This is a genomic window from Sphingomonas sp. Leaf357, assembly GCF_001423845.1.
In the GTDB taxonomy this organism is placed as follows: Bacteria; Pseudomonadota; Alphaproteobacteria; order Sphingomonadales; family Sphingomonadaceae; genus Sphingomonas.
On the sequence record NZ_LMPM01000001.1, the window covers coordinates 638425 to 658704 of the forward strand.

Below are 20280 nucleotides of genomic sequence, written 5' to 3' on the forward strand. Positions count from 1 at the left end.
ATCATCGGCCCATCTTGAGGGTATCGAGGATCAGCGACTTTGCGGTCTGCATCACCTCGACATTGTTCTGGTAGCTGCGCGCGGTCTCCATCATGTCGACCAGCTCGCGGGTTTCATCGACCGCGCTTTCCCAGACGTTGCCGTCCTTGTCGGCCATCGGGTGCGACGGATCGTAGCGCTTGGTCGGGCTGTTGCCGGCGGTGACGACGCTTTCGACATTGACCGTCGCGAGGCCGGTCGCCTTGTCGTATTCGGTGCGGAACACCGGCTTCATCGTGCGGTAGGCGGCGGCCTCGCTGGAGGCGACGCCGCCGGCATTGGCGAGGTTGGAGGCGGTGGTGTTCATGCGCAGCAGCTGCGCGGACATCGCCTTGCCGGCCACTTGGAAGATCGTCAGCGGATCGGCCATCTCTTATGCTCCCCCCATCACTCGCCACGCAGCGCGCGGGTGAGCGTGTTGATGCGGCCGTTCAGGAACGACAGGGTCGTCTGATACTGCACGGCGTTCTCGGCGAAGGCGGTCTGCTCGGTCGACAGCTCCACCGTGTTGCCGTCCATCGAGGGCGACATCGGATTGCGATATTTGACGGCGTTCCCGATGCCGGCGGCGGAGAGCCCCCCCGGACCCTCCGCCGCCTGGAGCGCGACCTGGAAATCCAGATCCTTCGCCTTGAAACCCGGCGTGGAGGCGTTCGCGATGTTCGAGGCGAGCAGGCCCATGCGCTGCGAACGCACTTCGAGGGCTGCCCCATGAACTCCGAAAAGACTGTTCTCGTCCACCTTGGTCGGTCTCCGCACGTCAATGTGCGGGAAGGTATAAGCAATGGGCGTGCCAGTTTGCCATGCGGGGGCGGGAAGGGGCGGTTTGCCGCGGGTGCGGCAATAGCGGCGGCAAGAGCTTGCCGGGGGGCGGCAAGGGTTGGCGGGTTTGCGTTGGGCCTTTCTGCGTCGAACTGCGCCCCCGCGATCCTACGGTCACCCCCACCAATATCGTCATCCCAGCGAACGCTGGGATCTCCATGGGGTTGGCGACCCGCGCGCCTCCTTGAGATCCCAGCCTTCGCTGGGATGACGGTGCGGCGGGGTGTGATGACGGATATTTCGAGCGCGCCTCGCGAAGAACTGGCCCGCCTCTTGCTACGTCACTGGCGATGACATCCGATCTCGCTTCCACGCTCGCTCCGTTTCTCGATCCCGTCGCCGCGATCATCGTCGCCGGCGGTACGGTGATCGCGGTGGTGCTGCGTACGCCGTTCGCCGACCTGATCGGCGGGCTGGCCGCGCTTGGCCGATTGCCGCGCCGCCGCTTCGATGCCGCGCCGCTGCTCGACCAGATCGCCGCGCTCGGCCGGATCGCGCGCCGCCACGGCGTGATGGCGCTCGACCGGTCGGTGATCGCCGATGCCGACGTCGCCGCCGCCGTCGCGGCGATCGTCGACGGGCAGGGGCCGGACGACGTTGCCGCCCTCCTGCAACATCATCGCCGCCAGCGGATCGAGCGCCAGCTGTCTGCCGTCGACCTGTGGACCGGTGCCGCCGACGTTGCACCGGCGATGGGCATGATCGGCACGCTGATCGGGCTGGTCGCGATGTTCACGCGGATGACCGATCCGAACGCGATCGGCGCGGCGATGGCCGTCGCGCTGCTCGCCACCCTGTACGGCGCGATCATCGCCAACCTGGTCGCCGCGCCGATCGCCGCGCGGCTGAAGCGGCAGGCGCGGGTCGAGGCGGTCGAGCGCGCCCGGCTCGAGGCACCGCTCGTTGCCCTGGCCTCGCGCGAGCGCCCGCGTGCCGCCGAACTGGTCCAGGCGGCATGACGCTGGACGACGACTTTCCCGAGGACGCGCCGGGCCGCCCGGCGTGGCTGATGACGCTGGCCGATCTGGCGCTGCTGCTGGTCGGCTTTTTCGTGTTCATCCAGGCGTCGCAGCATCTCGATCAGACGGCGCTGGCCAAGGGCATCCGCGAAGGGTTCGGTGCCGATACCGTGGTGCAGCCCGAACCGATGCCCGTCGCCGCCGCCGCCATGCTCAACTTCGCGCCCGGATCGGCAGCGCTGCCGTCGTCGCCCGCCGGGCTGATCGCCTGGGCGCGCGAGGCGACGCGCGATCCGCGCGTCGTGCTGAAGATCAGCGGTGCCAGCGACGGATCGGAGAGCGATGTGGATGTAGCGACGGGCAGCAACGCCGTGCTCGCCGCCGACCGCGCGCGCGCCATTGCCGCCGAACTCGCCCGCGCGCACGCCGTGCCGCCGGGTCGCATGACGATCGTCAACGCCACCGGCGGCAAGAGCCGCTCGGTCACCGTCACCCTGGGTTTTGCAGGGGAGCGGCAATGATCCGCCGCCCGGCAACCCGAACCTGCCTTCCTGGAGAAACCACGATGTACCGCCTGCTGCTTCCCGCCTTGCTCTGTGCGACGCCAGCACTGGCCGCGCCGGCATTTCAGGATACCGCTTCGCTCGATCGCGCGGTCGCCGCGTTCACCGGCCACGGTATCGGCAGCCAGGGCGGCGCGCGCAGCGTGGTCGATGCCCGCCTGAAGCTCGCGCAATGCCCGACGCTCGCCATGTCGTGGCGTTCGGATGCGCACGATGCGGTTGTCGTCAGCTGCACCGGGCCGGAATGGCGCATCTACGTGCCGGTCCTGTTCGCCCCGACCGAGACGAAACGGCCCGCCGGTCAGGCCACCGCCTTCGCACCGGCGGTCAAGGCCGAACCCGTCATCAAGCGTGGCGATCCGGTGACGATCGCCGCCGGATCGCCCGGTTTCTCGATCACGCGCGAGGGCATCGCGCTCGCCGACGCCGCGCCCGGCGCGCGCTTCATGGTCAAGGTCGACGATGCCAGGAATCCGGTCCAGGCCGTCGCCGTGCAGAGCGGCCGCGCGACCCTTCCCGGCTGGAGCGAATAATTGTGTTAAAGGTTCTGCGCGCCCCGTCGTTTATCCCTGTGTGGCATGACCCGGAAAGGGGCGAACATGGTGGATCCTCTCGGCGTAAAGCCGGTACAAACGCCGGTACTGACCGGCGAGCGTGTAGCGCCCGTCGCACGTGTCGTGCCGACGGCGGCGGTCGCGCCGAACGCGACGAACGAGACGCAGGCCGGGGCGGTCAGCCCATCGGCCGTGGCGAGCATCGCGAAGGAGTCCGCCGCCAGCGCGCCGGTCGACCTGGATCGCGTCGCCCGCATCCGCAAGGCGATCGCCGACGGAAATTTCCCGATCTATCCGTCCACGATCGCGGACCGGCTGATCGCGTCGAAATTCGATTGGCTGCGCAATGACGCCGAATGATGTGTCGAGGGATTTGCGGCGCGACGCGCTGATCGGCGTGATCGAATCGCTGCATCAGGAGATCGCGGCGCTCAAGACCAACGATATCGTCGCGCTGGAACGCGCGACGCAGGAAAAGCTGCAGGGCATCGAAGCGGTCGCGGCGCTGGGCACCGGCCCGGCCGGGCCCGAACTGCGCATGCTGGCCGACGAAGCCAATCGCCTGAACGAAACCTGCCGCATCTATGTGAACCTGATGGCGGCAAATGTTCGCCGCCGCCTGCAAACCTTGACCGGCGATGCCGGCCTGGGTGCCGGCCCCGCCTACCGCCCCGGCGGCATGATGCGCGCCTACGCTTGATTCCGTAGCGCCGTCATCCTGAACTTGTTTCAGCATCCAGGCGCGGTCGTTATCCCCACCGATACTGTCGAATAGGCCGTCGACCGCGCCTGGATCCTGAAACGAGTTCAGGATGACGTTGTTCTATTGCCGGATCGTCGCCGCCAACTCCGCACAACTGGCACGCTCCTTGCTGATGTGACCCTTGAACAAGGTCAACCAGCCGAGGATCGATGAGCTTCAACCCTTTCGCCGTCACTGCCGCCACGAAGAGCGTGTCCGCCCAATCGGCGATCGCGCTGGCGAGCCAGAAGACCGGCGTCGATTTCTCCTATCTGATGGGCCAGGCGCAGCTTGAAAGCGGCATGCGGACGAGCGCCAGGTCCGGAACGTCCAGCGCCTCCGGCCTGTACCAGTTCATCGACCAGAGCTGGCTGCGCGTGGTCAAGCAGCACGGCGCCGAGCACGGCATGGCCTGGGCCTCCGATGCGATCTCGACCAGCAGCAGCGGCAAGATGGTCGTGAGCGATCCCGAGACTCGCCGCGCGATTCTCAACCTGCGCAACGATCCGCAGACCGCATCCTTGATGGCCGCCGAACACGCCTCCGACAACAAGGATGCGCTGGAGAGCACGCTCGGCCGCGATGCGACCGGCACCGATCTCTACATGGCGCATTTCCTGGGGCTGGGCGGCGCGAAATCGTTCCTCACCAAATTGGCGAGCAATCCGGATCGCTCCGCCGCGAGCCTGTTCCCCGCCGCCGCGCGCGCCAATCGCAACGTCTTCTATACGTCCGGGGGCCAGCCGCGCTCGTTGAGCGACGTCTATGACCGCTTTGCCGCCAAGCTCGACAAGGGCGCGGGCGTAGCCACCGGTACCGCCAGCGGCCCGTTCGACACGAACGCGCTGACGATGGCGTCGGCCGCGCTGGAGATCGACGGCTCCACCGTCATCCCCGGCAATGGCGAGGACAGCGGCACGCAAAGCGCCAGCGCCTGGGCCAAGGCCACGCTCGATCAATTCGCGGGCAGGGTCGGGGGGCCAGGCACGGGTGGCGACAAAACCCAGTTGGCCAGCCTGATCCGCCCGACACCGGCCAGTGCGCGGCTGGCGTACATGATGCTCTCGACGATGGGCGCGTAACCGATGGCCGCTGCCGCACTCAAACCCAGTTCTAAACAGGGTCGCCTCCTGCCGCTGCTGCGCTCGTCGGCGCTGCCGCTGGCGACGTTGCTGCTCGTCGTCCTGATGGTCGTACCGATCCCGACCGCGATCCTCGACGTGTTCTTCATCATGAACATCGCGATCAGCCTCGCGGTGTTGATGGTCGCGCTGAACGCGCAGAAGCCGCTCGATTTCTCCGCCTTCCCGACCGTGTTGCTGTTCGCCACCCTGTTCCGCCTCGGCCTGAACGTCGCCTCGACGCGCGTCGTGCTGGGGCATGGCCATGAGGGCGAGAGTGCGGCGGGCCATGTGATCGAGGCGTTCGGCACGTTCGTGATCGGCGGCGATTACATCGTCGGCCTGTTCGTGTTCGCGATCCTCGTGATCATCAACATGATCGTCGTGACGAAGGGCGCGGGCCGCGTGTCGGAAGTGTCCGCACGCTTCACCCTGGACGCCTTGCCCGGCAAGCAGATGGCGATCGACGCCGATCTGAACGCCGGCCTGATCACGCCCGACGAAGCCAAGGCGCGCCGCGTCGAGGTGTCGACCGAAGCGGATTTCTACGGCTCGATGGATGGCTCGTCCAAGTTCGTGAAGGGCGATGCGGTCGCCGGCCTGCTGATCCTGTTCGCCAACATCGCCGGTGGCCTGATCTTGGGACCAGTCAGCCACGGCATGTCGATCGGTGCTGCGGCGCATACCTATGTGCTGCTCGCGATCGGCGACGCGCTCGTCGCGCAGATCCCGTCGCTGCTGCTCTCGATCGCCGCCGCCGCAATCGTCACCCGCGTCACCTCGTCGCAGGATCTCGCCGGGCAGATCGGCGGCCAGTTCGCCTCTGCGCGGACGTGGACGCCGGTCGCGATCATCCTCGGCCTGCTCGGTCTGATGCCGGGCATGCCGCACCTGATCATCCTGCCCGCCGCCGCCATCGCCGGCTTCGCCGCCTACAAGCTGAACCAGAAGGCCAAGCGCCCCGCGCCGGTCGAGATCGTCGCCGCCGAGCCGGTCGACCAGTCGAAGATCGGCTGGGAGGAAGTGACCGACACGATGCAGGTCAATCTCGACATCGGCTATGGCCTGGTGCCGTTGGTCGACGAACGGCGCGGGTCGCCGCTGATGGGCCGGATCACCGGCGTCCGGCGTCAGCTATCGAAGGAACTCGGCTTCGTCGTGCCGCAGGTGCGCGTGCGCGACGATATCAACATGGCGCCGTTCGCCTACCGCATCGTCGTCGGCGGCGTGGTGCTGGGCGAGGACAGCGTCTCGCCCGAAGAGATGCTCGCGCTCGATACCGGCCAGGCGATCGGCACGCTGCTGGGCAAGAAGGCCAAGGATCCGACCTTCGGGCTGGACGCGGTGTGGATCGCGCCGGGCGACGCCGATGCCGCGACCGGTGCCGGCTATCTCGTGGTCGATCCCGGCACCGTGGTCGCCACGCACCTGAACCACATGCTGGGCAGCCATGCCTCGGACCTGCTCGGGCAGGACGAGGTGCAGAGCCTGCTCGACGGCCTGAAGGATCGCGCCGCCAGCCTAGTCGCGGCGCTGTCGCCCAACCCGCTGCCGCTGACCACGCTCACCCAGGTGCTGAAGGGGTTGCTCGCCGAGAACGTGCCGCTGAAGGAATTCCGCCGCATCGCGCAGGCGATCGCCGTCGCGGCGCAGAAGACCTTGGATGCGGAGGAGATCATCGAGCTGATTCGGCCCGAACTCGGCGGATTGATCATCGGCAAGGTGTGCGGCGTGCGCGAGCCGTTGCGCGTGATGACGTTGGAGGGACAGTTGGAAGGTCTGCTGGGGCAGGCGGTGCGCAGCGATCCGTCGCGCCGCCACACGATCGAACCCGATCTCGGCCGCCGCATCGTCGATGCGCTGCAACAGGCGGCCAACCCGCTGATCGCCGAGGCCAAGCCGTTCGTCTTGGTCGTGCAGCCGGCGATCCGCGTCGCGATCCGCAAGCTGGTCAAGACGATCCTGCCCGACACGCCGGTGATGAGCTTCTTCGAGGTGCCGGAGGAGAAGGCGGTCGAGGTCGTCGCCGTGATCGGCGCGCCACAGGCATTGGCGGCATGAGCGCGATCCCCACTCCGGGCGCGTTCGCCGGCGCGGTGCCGCTGACCTATGGCCGCAGCGGCCCGGCACCGGACCTGAACGCGCTGGCGCGCAAGCATCTGCCGCTGATCCGCCGCGTCGCATGGCACGTGCACGGCAGCATGAGCAAAACGGTCGAGGTCGAGGATCTGATCCAGATCGGGCTGGTCGCGCTCGTCGAGGCGGCCTACGGCTTCGAGGATCGCGGGCAGGTGACCTTCGAGCAATATCTGCTGACGCGGGTGCGCGGATCGATGATCGACGCGCTGCGCCGGCAGGCGACGCTGACGCGCGGCGCGATGCAGCGCCGGCGCGCCTATAGCGACGCCGTGAAGGCGCTGACCACGGAAACCGGCGTCAAGCCGAACGATCATATCATTGCGGAAAGGCTCGGCGTGACCCTCGAGAAAATGCGGCTGGAGTATTCGGCGGCCGAACCCCTGCGCTTCGAATCGATCGACGAGGTCTATGCCGACGACCAGCCCTGGTTCGCCAGCGACGATGCGGATGCGTTCGAGCAGCTTTCCGAAGGCGAGTTGCGCGATACCCTGATCGCCGCGATCGGCGCGCTGCCGGAACGCGAGGCGCAGGTCGTCCAACTCTATTATGTCGAAGAACTGAACCTGGAGGAAATCGGGCTGGTGCTCGGCGTCGGCGCGGCGCGGGTGTGCCAGATCAAGGCCAGCGCGCATCAGCGCCTGAAGAAAGCACTGGCCGGCAAGGGGGATTGATCTGTCGCAACTAGCGCCGCGTTAACCTATCGAAGATCATATCCTATACGCATTCCTTTACCTCTCGGGTCCTACGCCCGGAGCAGGTGGTCCTTTGCCGACCGCCGTAGCTGCCGGACCGATGCCCGATATGGACGACCTGACCCTCCACCGTCCCACCCGGACATCCGATGCGACCCCCTTCGGCCGCGCGGTTGTTCTCGCCGATATCGAGGCCCTGCTCGATCAGGTGCCCGGGGTCCGGCGGTTCATGCCCGCGCTCGAAAAAACCTTTCAGGCCGAATTGGCCTCGGCGCGAATCCAGCGCTTCCTGACCGTCGGCCTGCTCGGCATCATCGTCTATAATGCGTTCCTGATCCTGAACACGACGCTGATGCCGGACATTGCGTACGATATCGGCGCGATCCAGCTTTTCGTCGTTACCCCGTTCGTCAGCGTGATGTTGTGGACGATGGCCAAGCGGGTGCTGCCGCCGGATATCTGCGTCACGAGCTCGCTCGTGGCGGTAATCGCGAGCACCGTCGAATTCCTCTACATGTCGCATGCGCCCAATGCGCATCTGCTGATCCATACGATTCCGATCTGCCTCACCTTCGGCAATGTCGTCCTGCCGCTGCCGTTTCGGATGTCGGCGGCCTTCACGCTGTTTTCCATCGTCGCCAGTTCGGTGGTGATGGTCCTGCGCCCGGACTGGGATGCACTGCTCAGCCCGTTCGCTTTGATCGTGAACGTCAATTGCGCGATCTGGATGCTGGTCGGCACCTATCGGATGGAGGCGAGCGAGCGCCGGACCTTTCTGTTCAACCAGCGCGAATTGCTGCGCGCGGAAACGCTGGCCGAAAGCAACCGGCTGCTCGAAACGCTGTCCAACACCGATGTCCTGACCGGGCTGGCCAATCGTCGCCGGTTCGACGCCGCGTTCCTGCGCCGGTGCACGACGGAGCCGGATGTGGACGCGCTCAGCGTGCTGATGATCGATATCGACCGGTTCAAGGCGCTCAACGATACGTTCGGCCACGATGCCGGCGACCGGGCGCTGAAACTGGTCGCCGATTGCCTGATGCGGCACGCGCCGTCCGACGCGACCGTCGCGCGCTATGGCGGGGAGGAATTCATCGTGCTGCTGCCGGCCAGCGGCATGGCACACGCCCGGTCCTGCGCGGAAGTGCTGCGGATCGCCATCGCCCGGATCGCCGACGGCGTGTCGCTGCATCAATTGCCGACCAGGGTGACGGTCAGCATCGGCCTGGCCAGCGCCACGTCCGCCGCCGATGTCGATCCGGCGGCATTCATCAAGGCGGCGGATCAGGCCCTGTACCGCGCCAAGGCCAACGGGCGGAACCGGATCGAATGGGCCTGCGGGGTGGAGCCGGCGGACGCACCGCACGGAAAGGACGCGGCGGCGGCGTGATCTTGGAGCCCTTCCTTTAGGGAGGGCATCCATGCGCGAATGTCCGATTGTGGTGGTTAGCTGCCGTTCGCGGTTAGCGCCGCGACGTGGTCGCGCATCCATTCACGCTTGAACTCGGCGTATCGCTGATCCCGCTCGCGGATGTCGCCATCGTCCGCCCAATGGCTCAATTCTTCCCACGCGCTTTTCTCGTTCCGGTCGAGTGACCGAGGATTAGGCACGGCGGTATCGAGCTCTGTCCGGTCGATGTCTCCGCCGTTGGCGACGCGCTGGAGAGCTTCAAGGAGGAATGCGCGAACGGGGTTCATCTCGAAATTATGCAGTAATGCCAGATGTCCGCAACTGGGCGAGAGCAGTCACTGCGCTTTTTGGTCACGCACCTATAGCCCTGTCCCCAAAGCTAATGGGGCTAGGTTCGTTCAGAAGAACAGCTTGCGGACCGTCAGCTTTACCGAGCGGCCCAGTGGGTCGAGATAGTCCGGCTGGAAGCCGACCGGGGTCGCGCCGGTCGCGTCGGTCACGCGCTGGCGGCTGTTGAAGATGTTGTCCACGCCGATGCTGATCCGCGCGCCGCGCAGCCAGGGGTGCTTCTTGACCAGATCGAGCCGCTGGCCGAGATCGGCGAACAGGCGCAGGTTCGCGGTCGCGAGACCGCCGAAATTGAGCAGTTCCGGCGCGGCGGCGGTGCCGCCGTTCACGCGCGTGCCGCTGGCCCAATTGCCGGACAGGCGCGCGCCGAGGCCGTTGTTGGCATAGCCGGCCTGCACCTCGACCTCGTGCCGCGGCTGCCCGCCGCTGCCGCCGATCGCGTCGCCATTGAGCAGATCCAGGCGCGGGCCGCCATTGGCGACCGTCACCCGATCGGTGAAGTGCCAGGTGTGATAAACCGCGAAGTTCAGCCGTCCGCCGCCCTGTCCGCCGCCGAAACGGCCACCACCGCCGCCCGGCCCGCCGAACCCGCCGCCACGTCCGCCGCCCCCGGCCCCCGGCCCGCCGCCGGGACCGCCCGGGCCACCAGGCCCGCCGCCGCCCGGATCACCCGGACCACCCGGTCCGCCGGGCGCGCCGCCCTCGCCGCCCGGTCGGCGGCCGGGAAAGGTCATGCCGGCGAACGGGTTGGGCCCGGTCCCGGCGCGGAACGCCTCCAGCTCCTTCTGGATCTTCGATTTCAGCGGCGCGGAGAAATTGAATCCCCAGCGCAATTGGGAGCTGTTGCTTTCGGTATAGTTGATCGGCCGCGCATCGATCGACAGCAGGTTGCCGTCGGCATCGCGCACGAAGCGCTGCGGAAACGCCTGCTCGATCGCGGCGGTCGGCGTGGGGAAGGCGGCGATCGGATTCTCGGTGCGCGTCGTCACATAGCTCGCGTTGAGGCTGAAATCCTTCTTGGTCCACGGCTTCACCGTCAGGCCCAGGCGCATGACGTGTTTATTGTCGGCGATCAGATTGCGATTGCCGCCGCTCAGCCGCGTGATCGTCGCGGTGGTGCCCTTGACGTAATCGAACACGCGGACGTTCGCGGTGCCGATCTGCGGATCGCCGAGCTGGTTGGCGCTCGGGGCCTCGTCCTGATCGGTGAAGGTCGCGATGAAGCGCACCGCATCGACCGGTGCCCAGTTCGCGCCGTAGCCGATCGTCGTCAGCGTGCCGAAATCCGACAGGTGATCGGCGGCGAGATTGAAATTGGCCGAGAGCTGGCCAAGGAACGGCAGCACGTCCTTGCCCCGGCTCGCGATCGGCAGGTCGACGTTGATCTGGCCGTTGACGATGTCGCGCGGCACGTCGCCCGGTGCCTGCGCCACGCCCAGCCGGGTCGATTCGCTGGTGAAGTCGCTGGTCGAGGCACCGACGCGGATGCTCGACGTCACCTTGCCGGCGGGCAGCGCGAACAGGTTGCCGGTGAACAGCGCATCCGCGCCCGCGACGTTCGAGGTCGATTTCGCGCGATTGCCCGGCCGGGCCTGGAGCGTCGCCGGATCGACCGCGACATCGGTATAGGTCTTCGACGCCACGCGATCGTAATTGCCGGTCAGCGACCAGCGCCATGTGCCGAGATCGCCGTTGAACGTCGTGCCGAGATGCGTGGTGAGCGAGGTGTTGCGCTGCGACAGCGGATCGCGGCCGAGCGTGCCGGTCGGGTCGGCCAGGCCGTTCAGGCCGGTGCCGTCGCTCGTCTCGAGCCGGGCGTTCACCGTCGCGCCGACCGTGCCGAAGATGTTGCGCGCATGGCTGGCATTGGCGCTGAAGCTGCGCGACGACCCCAGCAACGTGCGATAGTCGCGCTGGTCGATCGGGTCGGTCGCGACCGGCAGGATATTCCGCTCCGCCTCGGTCAGCGCGCTGCTGCGCGTGTATTCGAGATGCAGGTTGGTGCGCTTGTCCTGCGCGATCTTGAGCAGATCGAGTTCGCCGTTGGGGGTGTTGCGCCCGCCCTCGGTCGCCTGGCGGTCGCTCAGTTCGACGGTCGCGGCGCGGAAGCGGCGGCGCAGGACGAAGTTCACCACCTTCTGGTCGGCACGATAGCCATATTTCAGCGCGACCTCCTCGGGCAGAATGTCGACGCGCTGGATCGCCTCGGTCGGCAGGTCGCGGATCTCGGCGAAGCTGGAGATGCGGCGGCCGTTCAACAGCACCACCGGCTGCCCGCCGCGCCCGCTGGTCGTCTGGGGGGCGAGTTCGGTGAGCAGTTCGGCGACCGATCCGACGCCGTAGGAGCGGATGTCGGCCGGGCTCAATTGCTGTTCGGGCGGAATATCGCCAATCACCGCGCCCTGCTGACGCTGGCCGGTGACGACGATCTCGGTCTCGTCGCCTTCGTCCTGCGCCGCGGCGGCGCGCGCCGGGGAGGCGGGGCGCGCGGACGCGGTGGCCGGAGCGGCGGGGGCCTGTTGCTGCGCCACGGCCAGCGTCGGCACGCCGCCCAGCACCGCCAGCAAACCCAGATTCGAAACGCGCATCACAGTCTCCGACCATTCATTCCGCCGCCGCCTAGCGGGCAATTGTCGCAAGAATGTGCCGAAGCCGGATGTCCTTGCGCTGAACATGCAAAAACCCCGGCGGCCTGTCGGCCACCGGGGTTCTCGCTTGCCCTTCGCATCGGGTGGGACGGAAGGGCCCGGTCGGCCACCAGCACCCATAGGGGGGCGGTGCCGGGGCCGCTTTGCGATCCTTAACGCAGGAGCGAAAGCACGCTCTGCTGCGACTGGTTCGCCTGGGCGAGCATCGCGGTCGATGCCTGGCTCAGGATCTGCGACTTGGCGAGGTTGGTCGTCTCGGCCGAGAAATCGGCGTCCTCGATCCGGCTGCGCGCGTCGGTCAGGTTGGTGACGTTCGAGGTCAGGTTGTTGACCACCGACTGCAGGCGGTTTTGCGAGGCGCCGAGCGACGCGCGCGCGGTGTTGACCGTGGTCAGCGCGGTATCGAGCGTGGCGAGCGCGTCCGAAGCGTCGCCGGCGTCCGAGATGTCGATGCCGGTCGCGTCGGTCAGGTCGAGTTCGGTCAGCTTCAGCGTGACCGTGTCCGAGGCGTTCGCGCCGACCTGGATCTTGACGTTGCCGTCGGCATCCGCGCCGGCCGTGCCGTCGAACAGGTTGACGTTGTTGAACTTCGAATTGGCGACGATGTCGGTGATCTGGCCGGTCAGTTCGGTGACTTCGGCCTGCAGGTTGGTGCGGTCGTCGTCCGAATAGGTGCCCGATGCCGACTGCACGGCCAGTTCGCGGATACGCTGCAGCATGTTGGTCACTTCGCCCAGTCCGCCTTCCGCGGTCTGCGCCATCGACATGCCGTCGTTGGCGTTGCGGATCGCCTGGTTCATGCCCTTGATCTGCGAGGTCATCGACGATGCGATGGCGAGGCCGGCGGCGTCGTCCTTGGCCGAGTTGATGCGCTTGCCGGTCGACAGGCGCTCGATGCTCTGCTGCAGGCTGAGGTTCGCGGCCGTCGATGCGTTCGACGCGCGCAACGACGCGATGTTGGTTCCGATTACAGTCATGTCAAAGTCTCCGTGTGTGACTTGACGATCCCCGCCGCCCCCTAGCGGAGGGCTGAGCCGTCAGCAGGGATAACGACCGCCCAGCACGGACATTAAGCCGTTTCCGTTCAAAAAGTTTTCGGGACCCCGGCGGCCCTCGGGCGGGCGCCTACGTGCGCGCGTAGGAGAATCACGTGGGCAGACAGGCGGCGCGCCCGGAAATATTTTGCCGGGCGGCAATATACTTAATCGGCTGTTTACCACCTTGGCCGCACTTACCCCTCACACGAAGGGGAAATACATGCGCCCGCCAGTTACCACCTCCACCCGCACGATCGTTCCGTCGGCAGCGATCCTGCGGCAGAATTACGCCCTGGTCTCGGGGCTCCGCGCGCAGGGCTTCGCGGTGCGCGAGTGCGACGGCAAGCCGCAGGCGGGCGACCTGTTCCTCGTCGCGGACGGCGAGACGCCTCCTGCGCCCGCCCGTACGGTGATCGTCGGCCAGGACGGCCGTCACGTGCAACCGTCGCGCGACGGCAGCCCGGCGCGCATCGCTTATTCCGCCGAGGACAATGCGGTCGGCAACGGCTTCGTCCGCGCGCTGATCGCCGGGGCCGAAGCGCCGACCGCCGCCGACCCCGAAAGCCTGGCGCTGTACGCGCTGGCCGAGCGCGTCGCCGCGGCCGACATCACGGTGCTGATCAACGGACCCACCGGCACCGGCAAGGAAGTGCTGGCGCGCCACATCCATCTGTCGTCGGAGCGCCGCGACGGCCCGTTCATCGCGATCAACTGCGCGGCGCTCCCGGAAACCATGCTCGAGGCCCTGCTGTTCGGCCATCAGAAGGGGGCGTTTACCGGCGCATCGTCGGGCGGCGAGGGCTTCTTCCGCGCGGCGAACGGCGGCACGTTGCTGCTCGACGAGATCGCCGAGATGCCGATCCAGCTCCAGGCCAAGCTGCTGCGCGCGTTGCAGGAGCGCGAGGTGGTGCCGATCGGCGCTTCCACGCCGGAGAAGATCGACGTTCGCGTCATCGCCTGCGCCAACCGCGATCTGCAGACCGAGGTCGCAGAAGGCCGCTTCCGCGCCGATCTCTACTATCGCCTGTCGGTCTTCCCGCTCAGCACGCGGCCGTTGAACGAGCGCCGCCAGGATATCCCTGCGCTCGCCGCGACGATGATCCTGCGCCATGCCGGCACGCGCAACGTCGTGCCATGGCCGGATGCCGGCGCGGTCGCGGCTTTGGCCGGGCACGACTGGCCGGGCAATGTCCGCGAACTCGAAAACGTCATCCAGCGCGCTTTGCTGCTGTGCGGCGGCGACACGATCTCGGTCGATCACATCGTCTTCGACCGGCCGGCCGCGCCGCCGCAGCACGTCGCGGCGAACGACCAGCCATCGACCCAAGGGAACACGCTCGGCAACATCGTCCAGATGCACGAATTCCACGCGATCCGCGAAACGCTCGCCGCATGCGGCGGCAGCCGGATCGAGACGGCGAAGCGGCTCGGCATTTCGGAACGCACGTTGCGCTACCGCCTCGCCAAGGCACGCGAGCAGGGCGAGACGATCACGCCGGCCGCTAATCAGGCCGCCTGGGCATGAGCATCGGTGGCGTAAGCGCCCCGATGGGGGTCGATCGGGTGATGGCGCTGCGCGCGCAGATCCTCGAACGCAATCAGGCGCTCGCCCGCGCCAACACCGCCGCCGGCGCACCCGCCGCCGCCACCGAAGCGAAGCCGACCAGCTTCACCTCGGCGATGGAAGATGCGCTGAAGAGCGTGAACGAGGGCCAGCAGAAGGCCAACGATCTCTCCGCATCGTACGAACGCGGCGAAACGGTCGACATCGCCAAGGTGATGCTCGCCCGCCAGCAGGCCAGCGTCGGCTTCGAGGCGACCCTGCAGGTCCGCAACAAACTCCTGTCCGCCTACAAGGACATCATGAGCATGCCGGTATAAACCATGAGCAACGCCCTCATCCCCAACGGCGCCGTGCCCGAACGGTTCGCCAATCCGCTGCAGCAGATCTCCGGCTTCATGGGCCAGCCCGCGGTGCGCCGCAGCCTGCCGATGATCCTCATGCTCGGCCTGATCGGCGCTGCCGTTCTCGCCTGGATGACGCTGGCCGCGGCGCCGCAGAAAATCCTGTTCGGCAGCCTCGCCGACGCCGACAAGGCGTCGGTCACGCAGGCGCTGGAACAGGCGAACATCAGTTCCAAGATCGACAATGCCGGCGCGCTGACCGTCAACGAGGACGATTACGCCCGCGCCAAGATGCTGCTCGCCGGACAGGGCCTGCCCAAGGCGACGCCGGGCGGGTACGCGATCCTCGATCAACTGCCGATGGGCGTGTCCCGCGCGGTCGAGGGCGAACGCCTGCGTCAGGCGCGCGAGACCGAACTCGCCCGCTCGATCGAGGAGATCGACGCGGTGGCCGAGGCGCGCGTGCATCTCGCCACCCCCGAGGCCTCGGTGTTCGTGCGCGACAACGCCGCGCCGTCCGCCTCGGTGATCCTGAAATTGCAGACCGGCCGCACCCTGACCGACGCACAGGTCAATTCGGTCATCAATCTGGTCGCATCCTCCGTGCCTGGCATGAAGGCGGATGCGGTGACGATCGTCGATCAGATGGGCGGATTGCTGACCAAGGCGTCGGGCCAGAGCGATCTGGGCGCGGCGGGCGACGAGCGCATCGCGTTCCAGCGCCGCATCGAGGACAAATATCGAGCGCAGGTCGTGCAATTGCTCACGCCTCTGGTCGGCGCGGGCAATTTCTCCACCGAAGTACAGGCCGATGTCGATCTCGACGAAACTCAGGCGACGCGCGAATCCTATGAGAAACAGGGCGCTCTTCGTGCCGAACAGGGCAATTGGACCGGCAATCAGCCGGAAGGCTCGGGCCAGCAGCCCGGCGGCATTCCGGGGGCCTTGTCCAACACCCCGCCCGCCGCATCGACGCTGAACGCGCCGAACGGCCCGAATGCGGCGCCGACGCCGGCCCCCACGGGCACGCCGGGCAACGCGCCCGCGCCGACGCTGAAGCAGAGCGACCAGTTCGCCCGCGCCTACGATCTCGGCAAGGAAGTCTCCGTCACGCGCGCCGCGCCGGGCGGGGTCAAGCGCCTGTCGGTCGCCGTGCTGCTGCGCGACGTGGAGACCGCCAAGCCGCGCAGCCCGGTCGAGATCCAGCAGATCACGCAGCTCGTGCAGACCGCAGTCGGCTATACCCAGACGCGCGGCGATCAGGTCACGGTGATCAGCCGCAAGTTCGCCGGTGCCACCGCGATGGCCGACAAGCCGGCCTGGTACGACAATGCCTGGCTGCCGATCATCGCCCGCAACGTCACCGCGATCGTCATCGCCCTGCTCGTGCTGATGCTCGGTGTGCGGCCGCTGGCCAAGGCGCTGATGAAGAAGCGCGAGGAGGCACCGCGTCTGGCGCTCGGCCGCGAGATGGGCGGCGCCGCCGGCGGTGAAGGCCAGCCCGGCGCTCCGCCGATCGGCATCGACCAGATCGCCGGCGCGCAGAATTACGACGACCGCATCGGCATGGTGCGGGGCTTCACGCGGGACAATCCAGCACGCGCCGCGCTCGCCGTTCGGGACATGATCAAGTCATGAACGCTCCGATCCGCAACTATACCGGCGTCGAACGCGCCGCCGTGCTGATGATGCTGGTCGGCGAGGAGGAAGCGGCGGCGATCCTGCAGAAGCTGGATCCCGAGGAAGTCCGCCAGCTCGGCAAGGCGATGTTCGCGGTGGCCGATGTCAGCGAGAGCGAGGTCGAGTTCGTGCTTGACGATTTCGTCGGCAAGGCGCGCGAGCGGACCGGCATCAGCTTCGATCCGCGCCCCCAGATCGAGGCGGTGATGACGCGCGCGCTGGGGCAAGAAAAGGCCGACAGCGTGCTCGCACGGATCGTGCCGACCGAGGATGCGTGCCAGATCGACCTGCTCGACTGGCTCGATGCGCCCGAGATCGCGAGCATGATCGAGAAGGAACATCCGCAAATCGCCGCCGTGCTGATCGCCAATCTCGATCCGGCGATCGGCGCGCAGGTGCTGGAACTGCTGCCCGATGGCGCGCAGCCCGACATATTGCACCGCATCGCCAAGCTGGGGCCGATCACGCCCGAGGCGATCGCGACGCTGACGACGATGCTCGCCAACCATTCGGGATCGCCCAAGGCGTCGGCCGGCATGACGATGGGCGGCACGCGCGACGCGGCGAAGATCCTGTCGAGCGGACGCAAGGCGACCGAGCAGCGCGTGATGCCCAAGCTGTTCAAGATCGATCGCGAGGTCGCCAAGGCGATCGAGGAGGCGATGTTCGTCTTCGACAATCTGCTGGAGCTGGACGACAAGAACCTGGGCACGCTGATCCGCAATGTCGACGGCGACGTGCTGACGCGCGCGCTGAAGGGCGTGGACGAGGGCGTCCGCAACCGCTTCCTCGGCTGCATGTCGAGCCGCGCGGCCGACGGCATCCGCGACGAGATGGAATCGCGCGGGCCGATGAAGCTCGCCGAAGTGCTCGACGCGCAGAAGGTGATGATCCAGATCGCGCGCAACCTGGCCAAGGACGGGACGATCCAGATGGGCGGCGGCGAGGACGATTATGTCTGATCTATCCCCCAGTTTTCAGGCCGGATTTTCCGCCCGCCACGACGCGGCGGCGCAGGTGCTGCATCAGGCGTTCGACCGGCCCAGCGAAGGTTTCGCCGCGTATGACCTGCGCGAGCGGGCGACGCGATCCGGGCCGGTCGGCTTCTCGCCGCAAGCGCCGAACCCGAAACATTTCTCGCCGGAGAATCCGGGCGTGAATCCGACCGAAGGCTGGGATCCGTTCGACAGCGGCGCGGCGCATTTCGTCGATCCGGTCGCGACCGCGCATGCCGCCGGTTATGCCGAGGGCATCGCCGCCGCCCTGGCCGAAGCGGGTGAGACGGGCGAGCGCGACCGCGCGCTGCTGATGAAACTGGGCGAGGCGTTGCGCGCCGACGACCGGCTCGATCGCGAGGCGATGGCGCGGCAATTGCGCCAGACGGTGCTGTTCCTCGTCTCGAAGCTGGTCGGCGAGATCGGCGTCGCGCCGGACATGCTGGCCAACCGGATCGACGCGGCGGCGGACATGCTCGCCGACAGCGCCGAATCCGCGATGCTGCGCGTCCATCCCGACGATGTCGCGCTGCTGGAGGGCAAATTGCCGCGCGCGGTGTTCGCGGTCGGCGATGCGGGCGTCGCACGCGGCAGCTTCGTGCTCGAATCCGCCTCGACGATCGTCGAGGACGGGCCGGAATTGTGGCTGGAACAGTTGGCGCTGGCGATCGATCGCGTCGCGGTGCCGTCGTGATGATCGCACGCGAACTGCCCAAAAATACTCTGTCATGCTGAACTCGATTCAGCATCCAGGCGCGGGCACTCGCCCCATGGACACTGTCATTGGATCAAGCGACCGCGCCTGGATCCTGAAGCAAGTTCAGGATGACGACGTGATGGTGGCGAGGGCCGGATGTTGAACCGCTTCACCGAAGACTATCTCGAATCGCTGGCGACGTCGGATTTCGCGCCGAAGCCCAAGGTGTCGGGGCGGCTCGCCTCGTTCGACGGGCTGTTGATGGAGGCGGTCGGGCTGCAATTGCCGGTCGGCACGGTCTGCCAGGTCGGCGGCGCGACTGGGTCGGGGGGCACGGGCGTCGAGGCCGAGGTGATCGGCTTCCGCAACGGTCGCACGCTGCTGATGAATCTCGGCGGCCCCGCGCCGCTGCTGCCGCAGGCGCCGGTGCGCCCGCTAGGGCCCCCGGGCGAGGCGGAGGTCGGCGATGCCCTGCTCGGGCGCGTGGTGGATGGCGCGGGCAAGCCGATCGACGGGCTCGGGCCGATTCGCGGCGCGGGTCGCTGGCCGATCGCGGGCAAGCTGCAATCGCCGCTCGATCGCGGGCGCGTGCTGCAGCCGATGGATGTCGGGGTGCGTGCGATCAACGGCCTGCTGACGATCGGGCAGGGCCAGCGCATCGGCATCATGGCTGGGTCTGGCGTCGGCAAATCGGTGCTGCTCGGGATGATCGTGCGCGCGGCGCAGGCCGACGTGATCGTGATCGGGCTGATCGGCGAACGCTCCCGCGAAGTCGCCGACTTCCTCGAGACCAAGGTGGCGGGCGAGGCGCGGGCGCGCTCCGTCGTCGTCGCGGTTCCCGCCAACCATTCGCCCGTGCTGCGCATCCGCGGCGCGCTGCGCACGCATGCCATCGCCGAGGCGTTCCGCGCCGAGGGCAAGAAGGTGCTGCTGATCATGGATTCGCTGACGCGGGTCGCGCATGCCGGTCGCGAGATCGGGCTGGCGCTGGGCGAACCGGCCTCGGCGCGCGGCTATCCGCCCTCCGCCATCGCGATGCTGCCCAATCTAATCGAACGTGCCGGCACCGACGTGCAGTCCGGCGGATCGATCACCGCGATCTACACCGTATTGGCGGACGGCGACGACGGTAACGACCCGGTCGTCGATTCGGCGCGATCGATCCTCGACGGGCATATCGTGCTGAGCCGGCAACTGGCCGAGCGCGGCGTGTATCCGGCGATCGATCTCGGCCCGTCCGTCTCGCGCGTGATGACCGACATCGCCGAGCGCCCGCACATCCTGGCCGCGCGCGTGCTGCGCCGGCATCTCGCCACCTATGAGGAGAATCGCGACCTGGTGCTGATGGGGGCGTACCGCTCCGGCGCCGATCCGGCGATCGACGCCGCCATCGCCTGCCATCCGGCGGTGATGGAATATATCAAGCAGGATCCCGACGAGACCGTGTCGCTGGAGGATTCGGTGACCGAACTGGTCGGCGTGTTCGGGGACGCTTGAGATGGGGCTCAAGGCCAAGAAGCTCGATCGCATCCTGAAGGTGCGGACGCTGCAACTCGGGCTGGTGCGCGCCGAGGAAGCGCGCGCCAACGAACGGTTCGCGGGCGAGGTGAATCTGCGCAACCGCATCGCGCAACTGGCCGAGGGGATCGCGCCGGCGGCGGAAGTTGGCAAAGGTGCCGCGCTCAGCGCCGCCGCGCATTTCCGCGATCGGCTGCAACAATCGGCCGAGGCGGCCGATGGACGCATGCGCGCGGCCGAGCATGTCGCCGCGCAGGCCGCCGAGAAGACCCGCGAGGCCAAGCGCGACCAGACCGCGATCGAAAAGCTGCTGGGCCGCGCCGCCGCCGAGGATGCGCTGAAGGCGATCCGTGCGCTCGAGGCCGCACCGCCGACCCGGAAAGTCCGGCATGATCCTTGCTGAAGGCCCG

Annotated in this window: 21 protein-coding genes; 16 read left to right on the top strand and 5 right to left on the bottom strand. The window is 67.5% G+C overall.

Annotated features, from left to right (window positions below; genetic code table 11):
• Position 1: 1 nt before the first annotated feature.
• Positions 2 to 409: a flagellar basal body rod protein FlgC gene (flgC, locus tag ASG11_RS03045; protein ID WP_055775010.1), complete on the bottom strand. Its 408-nt coding sequence runs from the start codon at positions 407 to 409 to the stop codon at positions 2 to 4.
• 17 nt (positions 410 to 426) lie between these two features.
• Positions 427 to 720, bottom strand: a complete 294-nt coding sequence (locus ASG11_RS03050; protein ID WP_055775013.1) for a flagellar basal body rod protein FlgB — start codon at positions 718 to 720, stop codon at positions 427 to 429.
• 431 nt (positions 721 to 1151) lie between these two features.
• Between ASG11_RS03050 and ASG11_RS03055 the strand changes: the two genes are divergently transcribed.
• From ASG11_RS03055 to ASG11_RS03095, 9 genes are all read left to right on the top strand, one after another.
• The gene (locus ASG11_RS03055; RefSeq protein WP_055775016.1) at positions 1152 to 1820 is read left to right on the top strand and encodes a motility protein A; all 669 of its coding nucleotides are present in this window, start codon (positions 1152 to 1154) and stop codon (positions 1818 to 1820) included.
• Positions 1817 to 2341 (top strand): OmpA family protein, encoded by a 525-nt coding sequence (locus ASG11_RS03060; RefSeq protein WP_055775019.1) that lies wholly within the window; start codon positions 1817 to 1819, stop codon positions 2339 to 2341. Before ASG11_RS03055 ends, ASG11_RS03060 begins: the two co-directional genes overlap by 4 nt.
• A gap of 44 nt (positions 2342 to 2385) precedes the next feature.
• Complete coding sequence (locus ASG11_RS03065; RefSeq protein ID WP_055775021.1) at positions 2386 to 2916, top strand: flagella basal body P-ring formation protein FlgA; 531 nt, start codon at positions 2386 to 2388, stop codon at positions 2914 to 2916.
• Positions 2917 to 2982: 66 nt separating this feature from the next.
• On the top strand, positions 2983 to 3297 hold the full coding sequence (flgM, locus tag ASG11_RS03070; protein WP_055775024.1) for a flagellar biosynthesis anti-sigma factor FlgM: 315 nt from the start codon (positions 2983 to 2985) through the stop codon (positions 3295 to 3297).
• Positions 3284 to 3637: a flagellar protein FlgN gene (locus ASG11_RS03075; protein ID WP_055775027.1), complete on the top strand. Its 354-nt coding sequence runs from the start codon at positions 3284 to 3286 to the stop codon at positions 3635 to 3637. Before flgM ends, ASG11_RS03075 begins: the two co-directional genes overlap by 14 nt.
• Positions 3638 to 3849: 212 nt before the next feature.
• Positions 3850 to 4761: a lytic transglycosylase domain-containing protein gene (locus ASG11_RS03080; protein ID WP_055775030.1), complete on the top strand. Its 912-nt coding sequence runs from the start codon at positions 3850 to 3852 to the stop codon at positions 4759 to 4761.
• 3 nt (positions 4762 to 4764) lie between these two features.
• Entirely contained in the window at positions 4765 to 6861 is a 2097-nt protein-coding gene (gene flhA, locus ASG11_RS03085; protein WP_055775031.1) for a flagellar biosynthesis protein FlhA, read from the top strand.
• Positions 6858 to 7610, top strand: coding sequence for a sigma-70 family RNA polymerase sigma factor (locus ASG11_RS03090; protein ID WP_055775036.1), 753 nt, complete (start codon positions 6858 to 6860; stop codon positions 7608 to 7610). The genes flhA and ASG11_RS03090 overlap by 4 nt, the downstream gene beginning before the upstream one ends.
• 94 nt (positions 7611 to 7704) lie before the next feature.
• Positions 7705 to 9021: a GGDEF domain-containing protein gene (locus ASG11_RS03095; RefSeq protein WP_156363627.1), complete on the top strand. Its 1317-nt coding sequence runs from the start codon at positions 7705 to 7707 to the stop codon at positions 9019 to 9021.
• 56 nt (positions 9022 to 9077) lie between these two features.
• Here ASG11_RS03095 and ASG11_RS03100 read toward each other — a convergent pair whose 3' ends face one another.
• From ASG11_RS03100 to ASG11_RS03110, 3 genes are all read right to left on the bottom strand, one after another.
• Positions 9078 to 9329, bottom strand: a complete 252-nt coding sequence (locus ASG11_RS03100; protein WP_055775041.1) for a hypothetical protein — start codon at positions 9327 to 9329, stop codon at positions 9078 to 9080.
• A gap of 111 nt (positions 9330 to 9440) precedes the next feature.
• On the bottom strand, positions 9441 to 11978 hold the full coding sequence (locus ASG11_RS03105; protein ID WP_055775043.1) for a hypothetical protein: 2538 nt from the start codon (positions 11976 to 11978) through the stop codon (positions 9441 to 9443).
• A gap of 212 nt (positions 11979 to 12190) precedes the next feature.
• Positions 12191 to 13015, bottom strand: a complete 825-nt coding sequence (locus ASG11_RS03110; RefSeq protein ID WP_055775046.1) for a flagellin N-terminal helical domain-containing protein — start codon at positions 13013 to 13015, stop codon at positions 12191 to 12193.
• 280 nt (positions 13016 to 13295) lie between these two features.
• Between ASG11_RS03110 and ASG11_RS03115 the strand changes: the two genes are divergently transcribed.
• The 7 genes from ASG11_RS03115 (at position 13296) to ASG11_RS03145 (ending at position 20273) form a co-directional block, all read left to right on the top strand.
• Complete coding sequence (locus ASG11_RS03115; protein ID WP_055775049.1) at positions 13296 to 14600, top strand: sigma-54 interaction domain-containing protein; 1305 nt, start codon at positions 13296 to 13298, stop codon at positions 14598 to 14600.
• Positions 14597 to 14956, top strand: a complete 360-nt coding sequence (gene fliE / locus ASG11_RS03120; protein WP_055775052.1) for a flagellar hook-basal body complex protein FliE — start codon at positions 14597 to 14599, stop codon at positions 14954 to 14956. The genes ASG11_RS03115 and fliE overlap by 4 nt, the downstream gene beginning before the upstream one ends.
• A 3-nt stretch (positions 14957 to 14959) precedes the next feature.
• Entirely contained in the window at positions 14960 to 16618 is a 1659-nt protein-coding gene (gene fliF, locus ASG11_RS03125; RefSeq protein WP_055775055.1) for a flagellar basal-body MS-ring/collar protein FliF, read from the top strand.
• Entirely contained in the window at positions 16615 to 17622 is a 1008-nt protein-coding gene (gene fliG, locus ASG11_RS03130; RefSeq protein ID WP_055775057.1) for a flagellar motor switch protein FliG, read from the top strand. The genes fliF and fliG overlap by 4 nt, the downstream gene beginning before the upstream one ends.
• On the top strand, positions 17615 to 18349 hold the full coding sequence (locus ASG11_RS03135) for a FliH/SctL family protein (protein ID WP_055775060.1): 735 nt from the start codon (positions 17615 to 17617) through the stop codon (positions 18347 to 18349). Before fliG ends, ASG11_RS03135 begins: the two co-directional genes overlap by 8 nt.
• 159 nt (positions 18350 to 18508) lie before the next feature.
• Positions 18509 to 19849 carry a FliI/YscN family ATPase gene (locus tag ASG11_RS03140; RefSeq protein WP_055775065.1) on the top strand — a complete coding sequence of 447 codons (1341 nt, stop codon included), beginning with the start codon at positions 18509 to 18511 and terminating at the stop codon, positions 19847 to 19849.
• Position 19850: 1 nt separating this feature from the next.
• The gene (locus ASG11_RS03145) at positions 19851 to 20273 is read left to right on the top strand and encodes a hypothetical protein (RefSeq protein WP_055775068.1); all 423 of its coding nucleotides are present in this window, start codon (positions 19851 to 19853) and stop codon (positions 20271 to 20273) included.
• Positions 20274 to 20280: the final 7 nt, after the last annotated feature.

What these genes read in the sequence shown, in the direction of transcription:
- flgC (WP_055775010.1), bottom strand. Translation starts at nt 409, where the DNA reads ATGGCCGATCCGCTGACGATCTTCCAAGTGGCCGGCAAGGCGATGTCC.
- ASG11_RS03050 (WP_055775013.1), bottom strand. Translation starts at nt 720, where the DNA reads ATGGGCCTGCTCGCCTCGAACATCGCGAACGCCTCCACGCCGGGTTTC.
- ASG11_RS03055 (WP_055775016.1), top strand. Translation starts at nt 1,152, where the DNA reads ATGACATCCGATCTCGCTTCCACGCTCGCTCCGTTTCTCGATCCCGTC.
- ASG11_RS03060 (WP_055775019.1), top strand. Translation starts at nt 1,817, where the DNA reads ATGACGCTGGACGACGACTTTCCCGAGGACGCGCCGGGCCGCCCGGCG.
- ASG11_RS03065 (WP_055775021.1), top strand. Translation starts at nt 2,386, where the DNA reads ATGTACCGCCTGCTGCTTCCCGCCTTGCTCTGTGCGACGCCAGCACTG.
- flgM (WP_055775024.1), top strand. Translation starts at nt 2,983, where the DNA reads ATGGTGGATCCTCTCGGCGTAAAGCCGGTACAAACGCCGGTACTGACC.
- ASG11_RS03075 (WP_055775027.1), top strand. Translation starts at nt 3,284, where the DNA reads ATGACGCCGAATGATGTGTCGAGGGATTTGCGGCGCGACGCGCTGATC.
- ASG11_RS03080 (WP_055775030.1), top strand. Translation starts at nt 3,850, where the DNA reads ATGAGCTTCAACCCTTTCGCCGTCACTGCCGCCACGAAGAGCGTGTCC.
- flhA (WP_055775031.1), top strand. Translation starts at nt 4,765, where the DNA reads ATGGCCGCTGCCGCACTCAAACCCAGTTCTAAACAGGGTCGCCTCCTG.
- ASG11_RS03090 (WP_055775036.1), top strand. Translation starts at nt 6,858, where the DNA reads ATGAGCGCGATCCCCACTCCGGGCGCGTTCGCCGGCGCGGTGCCGCTG.
- ASG11_RS03100 (WP_055775041.1), bottom strand. Translation starts at nt 9,329, where the DNA reads ATGAACCCCGTTCGCGCATTCCTCCTTGAAGCTCTCCAGCGCGTCGCC.
- ASG11_RS03105 (WP_055775043.1), bottom strand. Translation starts at nt 11,978, where the DNA reads ATGCGCGTTTCGAATCTGGGTTTGCTGGCGGTGCTGGGCGGCGTGCCG.
- ASG11_RS03110 (WP_055775046.1), bottom strand. Translation starts at nt 13,015, where the DNA reads ATGACTGTAATCGGAACCAACATCGCGTCGTTGCGCGCGTCGAACGCA.
- ASG11_RS03115 (WP_055775049.1), top strand. Translation starts at nt 13,296, where the DNA reads ATGCGCCCGCCAGTTACCACCTCCACCCGCACGATCGTTCCGTCGGCA.
- fliE (WP_055775052.1), top strand. Translation starts at nt 14,597, where the DNA reads ATGAGCATCGGTGGCGTAAGCGCCCCGATGGGGGTCGATCGGGTGATG.
- fliF (WP_055775055.1), top strand. Translation starts at nt 14,960, where the DNA reads ATGAGCAACGCCCTCATCCCCAACGGCGCCGTGCCCGAACGGTTCGCC.
- fliG (WP_055775057.1), top strand. Translation starts at nt 16,615, where the DNA reads ATGAACGCTCCGATCCGCAACTATACCGGCGTCGAACGCGCCGCCGTG.
- ASG11_RS03135 (WP_055775060.1), top strand. Translation starts at nt 17,615, where the DNA reads ATGTCTGATCTATCCCCCAGTTTTCAGGCCGGATTTTCCGCCCGCCAC.
- ASG11_RS03140 (WP_055775065.1), top strand. Translation starts at nt 18,509, where the DNA reads ATGTTGAACCGCTTCACCGAAGACTATCTCGAATCGCTGGCGACGTCG.
- ASG11_RS03145 (WP_055775068.1), top strand. Translation starts at nt 19,851, where the DNA reads ATGGGGCTCAAGGCCAAGAAGCTCGATCGCATCCTGAAGGTGCGGACG.